Source organism: Nostoc sp. LEGE 12454, assembly GCF_056620565.1.
Map to the genome: position 1 here is coordinate 1 of NZ_JBWQXL010000096.1, position 4682 is coordinate 4682.

Here is a 4682-nt window from a genome sequence, read left to right on the forward strand (position 1 = left end):
AGAAGCTTTTAAAACAGCTATGTCTTATCGATTTTTCGATTGGTTGACCCTTAACCGTGACGTGTTTGCTGCTTATAAAGCCAGTTTAGGCTTTATTTGGGCTTAGTTTTTGTTTAAGTCCCGCTAACAAATCTGCAACTACATAGCTAACAGTCGAATCTGGAAGGGCAAAATTCTTCTAGTTCCTGGGCTGCTGTCTGCAAACTAAGATAGGCTTAGATGCCATCTCTAGAAAATTCAAATTATGAAGTACAAAATTTTAGTTACACTCGTAGTACTAGCTACTACTAGCTTTGTTACTCCTGCTAAATCTCAAGAACCTGTAACTGAAGCTCCAGCAACATCAAACCAAGTTGTGAATGCTTGCGTTCAAAATCTTGCCCAAACTTTACCAAATCCTTTTACTGATGTTCCATCAGACCATTGGGCTTTCAAAGCAGTTATGACCATGCACTATTGTGGTGCATTTCGCCAAGCTACACCACCAACTTTATTTAAAAAACTCCAACCCACTCAACGCCAACAGCAACCACAGCAAGAACAACGGTTTGAAAAATAATTACCTATCACGTGTTGTCCGTTCCTGTTGCTCGATCGGGATGGCTATCATGTTCCGCAAAGGCGTTTAATCAAGCGATCGCTTGAAATATTGGCGTTAAAAAGATAACAGGAAAAGTCAGGCTTCTGTCTGGCAAGATTAACGACTTGATACTAACCTGAGTCCCAGTACACCTGCCAAAATTAAGCCAATGCAAATAAAACGCTTTACAGAAGCAGGTTCACCAAATAATAATACCCCTAATAAAGCCGTACCCATTGCCCCTATCCCAGTCCAAACGGCGTAAGCAGTACCTACTGGTAATGTGCGTAGTGCTATCGATAAAAAGAAAAAACTCAATATCATACAAACAACTGTGGGAATACTGAAAGCCAGCTTAGTAAAGCCTTGTGAATATTTCAGACCAATTGCCCATACAATCTCTAATAACCCTGCAATCAACAAATACACCCACGCCATTATTTATTCTCCTACACCTTGTATAAATTAAAACTTTTATTTTTTAACGATTTTTCTGAGATTAAATATACAGAAATATTGCGATATGGCTTTGAGGTATTGCGGCTCCACCCCATTCATTCGGGACACTTTTCCCATAATCCCGCATCAGCACAAATTTTGCAAAAAATTGGTATGGTTTATGAGTTTTGTCGCCGTCAGACAATAGATTTCAATGGGGTTGATTACGTAGATATTGTTGACTATGGGATTCTCAAAAGCGATTGGCAGGCGAATTAGTTCACAGGTTCTTAAAGCCAACTTAAGCGATCGCCCAGCCCACCCAATCTTGAGTCACAGAACTATTGAAAAATACCGATATTTAGCGATTAGTTATTAATGATTCTTCACGCATAATTGATGACACTAGTGGTGGGCGCAGGCAAAGATAAGCAAGAGAACCGAGTAAGGGAACAAACACCACTGCTAAAAATACCTGGGCATCAGGGAAACGGCGACGAGCCATATCATCACCAACAACAGTAGGAAATAAAAGATAAAACAGGCAAAATGCCAAACTCATACCATTGATAAAGCGATCGTTTTGAAACTGCTGCACATAATCTCCCCAATCACCGAAAGCAAAACCATAGACAAGCAAAACAACTGTGCTGAAAGTTAAGACGATACCGTAAAAGCGAGAATCCAGCAGACTCAAAAAAACATCCTTTTGTCCCGAAAATTGTTGATTAGGTTTACGCAAAGCCAGATACGGCAAAAGACCAATTACACCTGAACCCACTGACGCTAGGGCAAAAGGCCAAAAAGGAATCGGTTGCATCCTGCCATCAATAAACAATAAACTACTGTAAATTAATAGCCAAATACCCACTAGAGAAAATAAAGAAAGGATAATTGGATTAATAGCAGCCCACTGAAGAGTAAATATATTTTTCAACAGCGTTAACGTTTCATTTAAGTGCAAAGGCGGTGCCAACAATAAAATATAGGCGATAAATCCAGCCCACAGTACCCACAATGCAAGTTTAAAAGTCATAATCTTCATTTGGTTGGATAAATTTCAAAGACACAATTAATTGAGTTCTATAATATCTCTCTGTTGATGCTATAAGTTTTATTAGGCAGCCAGCATATAACTATCAATTAGTTAAATCCTGGCTGCATTGTAAATTATGAATCCTCTACTCGTTGTCGCTCAATAGGTAGAGCTTCTAAAGTTGAAAAAGGTAACATAGTTGCTCAAGGCATAGCCTTTATATGCTGCGATCGCTGCCAGAGGAACGAAGTACAGGACCATAATGTGTAGATGCCAGGGAAGCTGGGGATAAGGGAAGTAAGCGACACCGATAGCATAGCGTTAACGATGCAGGAGCCTCACAGCCCCTTAAAGTAGATATCGTTCTATTAGGCGGGGCATACATAGTCCATCGCCTCCCCAATCGATTCTCTAGTGGAAGTGACGATGTCTGCGACGGGCTAGGCCTACATACAATAAAGCTTTGGGATTTACACGCGCTTAAGTTGCTTGATACCATTACTGCACACTCAGAATTTGCGAGTAAAGTTGCATTTAGCCTTGATATGCAAACCCTTGTGAGTACTGGGGGTGTATATGATTCACCATTGAGTGCAGTTAAGAATCTGGCTTCTACCGTGCAATATAAAACTGCCCTAGATGTAAGCCAGAGCAGTTTTGTTAGAAGTAAATTATATAGGAGACTTTTATTGTTGTCCCCAGTTTATTCATAGTAGATACCGTTATATAATACTATTCACCTCAAGTTTCGTACTTTACGCAAAAAACGAATAATCTTGAAGTTGGCATTACAAAGTTTAGAAGCCCGCATCAGCCAGCAGATCGCAGATGGCATCAGCGACTTTGAGCTTCTTTCTTGGCGGGACACAGAACATGGTTGCTGGTAATAAGGTGCTGAGTTCCGTCACTTTGGGGGTTTATCTTTTGATAGCAACATTTTGACTGCGATCGCAAAGCCTTCAAGCTCTTTAAATAGTAATTTTTGCTTGAATATTTATCTAAGATTGTAGACCATAAGCTTTTCTCTAACATAGCTTATGGTCGAATGGCACTAAGAAAAGATGAAACGTCGTCAGGGCAGGGTGTTGGGGGTAGGGTGTTGGGTGTAATGTTTAAGACAATTAAATGCGAGTACGTCAAGCAGTTCAACACATTCTTAATTCCCCACACCCTACACCCCACACCCAAAACCCAGGAATACCAGGAATTTACGCTTATCAAGCGTGCCATTCGCTTATGGTCTACGTTCCTAATCTTGTAGGTTGCAAAGTCTCTGAAAATTTTGACCTATTTACTTTAAAGACTTTTGAGCTTGGATTTGATCGAAAATAGCACCTTCATTAAAAAATTGCTGCTGAATCTTGTCCCATCCTCCTAAATCTTCTGCTTTGAACAGGGTTTTAACTTTAGGAAAATTGCTGCCCAATTCTTTTGCAATCGTATTATTCACAGGACGAAATCCTATTTTGGAAAATTCCCGTTGTACCTCTGGGGTATAGAGATATTGAACAAATGTTTCTGCAACTTTCCGAGTCCCGTGTTGCTCGACGTTCTTATCTACCACGGCAATTGGATTATCAATAGATATATTCACATTAGGGACAATATATGAGAACTTTTCGCCTTTTTGTTTTGATAAAATCATTTCATTTTCATAGTTGAGTAAAGCATCCCCTTGACCTTGTTTAAAGAACAATTCGCTGGCATTACGAGCAGTCTTGGGCAGGACAAGTACATTTTTATAAACTTTGGAAGTAAAATCTAATGCTTGCTTCTCATCCTGACCAGTTTTTGTTACGTAACCCCATAAACCTAAGAAGTTCCATCGCGCACCACCAGATGTTTTCGGGTTAGCTGTCAGTACGCTCACTCCTGGTCTTGTCAAATCTGTCCATGTTTTAATATTTTTGGGATTCCCCTCACGAGTAGCGATCGCACCTACGGATTGGGTCACAATTGCATTATTTGGTGCTTCTTTTTCCCAACCCGGTTGAATAAAACCTGTCTGAACCAGTTTGTCAACATCAAGGGCTAGTGACAGGTGTATCACATCAGCCTCTAAACCATCAATCACATTTAGGGTTTGAGAACCAGACCCATCATAACTTTCAGTAAACTTCAAATTTTGGTTATGCTCTTTTTTCCATTTTTCTACAAATTGTGGAATAATTTGCTCGTATGCAGCCTTTGTCACTGAGTAAGAAACAAACGTTAGGTTTACATCACGCTCTGAAGTGGCGATTCTATTACCAGTGTTATCAACATTAGCTCCAGAGCAAGCACTCATCACTATACTTAAGCTTACTCCCGCCAAAAATAGGGATATAAACCCCCAGTTTCTTATAGCTTGCCAAGCTTTAACAGTACGAGTGTGAACTTGTTTCCTGATATATCTGTTTAGCTTCCAAGTATGCTGGCGCTTGTTTCTCAAAATTTTCCTCCTCTATTAAATTCGGTAAACCGAGAGATTTACTGTAGTTTAGAGGTATTATAAGATAGTTGCAGGGTAAGCGCATCTAATTTTGTGCTTAAGAATACAGATTATTTTACTGTAGTAAGAGTGATGCACTAAATAGGAGCATGAAATGTGTTGAGTAGTACGCTAATAAGCAAAGCGTTTAGTCACAT

Annotated in this window: 5 protein-coding genes; 2 read left to right on the forward strand and 3 right to left on the reverse strand. The window is 39.7% G+C overall.

Annotated elements, in window-relative coordinates:
- The first annotated feature begins 244 nt into the window (after window positions 1–244).
- A complete protein-coding gene (locus AC1F2U_RS34420; RefSeq protein ID WP_480265225.1) occupies window positions 245–559 on the forward strand; it encodes an S-layer protein in 315 nt (104 codons plus the stop codon).
- Window positions 560–697: 138 nt separating this feature from the next.
- Here AC1F2U_RS34420 and sugE read toward each other — a convergent pair whose 3' ends face one another.
- Complete coding sequence (sugE, locus tag AC1F2U_RS34425; RefSeq protein ID WP_334897434.1) at window positions 698–1018, reverse strand: quaternary ammonium compound efflux SMR transporter SugE; 321 nt, start codon at window positions 1016–1018, stop codon at window positions 698–700.
- 18 nt (window positions 1019–1036) lie between these two features.
- Between sugE and AC1F2U_RS34430 the strand changes: the two genes are divergently transcribed.
- Entirely contained in the window at window positions 1037–1297 is a 261-nt protein-coding gene (locus AC1F2U_RS34430; protein WP_480265226.1) for a GNAT family N-acetyltransferase, read from the forward strand.
- An 82-nt stretch (window positions 1298–1379) separates the two neighbouring features.
- On the opposite strand, the gene AC1F2U_RS34435 is transcribed toward AC1F2U_RS34430, so the two are convergent.
- Together AC1F2U_RS34435 and AC1F2U_RS34440 are read right to left on the reverse strand one after the other, a co-directional pair.
- Complete coding sequence (locus AC1F2U_RS34435; RefSeq protein ID WP_480265227.1) at window positions 1380–2054, reverse strand: hypothetical protein; 675 nt, start codon at window positions 2052–2054, stop codon at window positions 1380–1382.
- Window positions 2055–3345: 1291 nt separating this feature from the next.
- Complete coding sequence (locus AC1F2U_RS34440) at window positions 3346–4443, reverse strand: sulfate ABC transporter substrate-binding protein (protein WP_480265228.1); 1098 nt, start codon at window positions 4441–4443, stop codon at window positions 3346–3348.
- Window positions 4444–4682 lie beyond the last annotated feature (239 nt).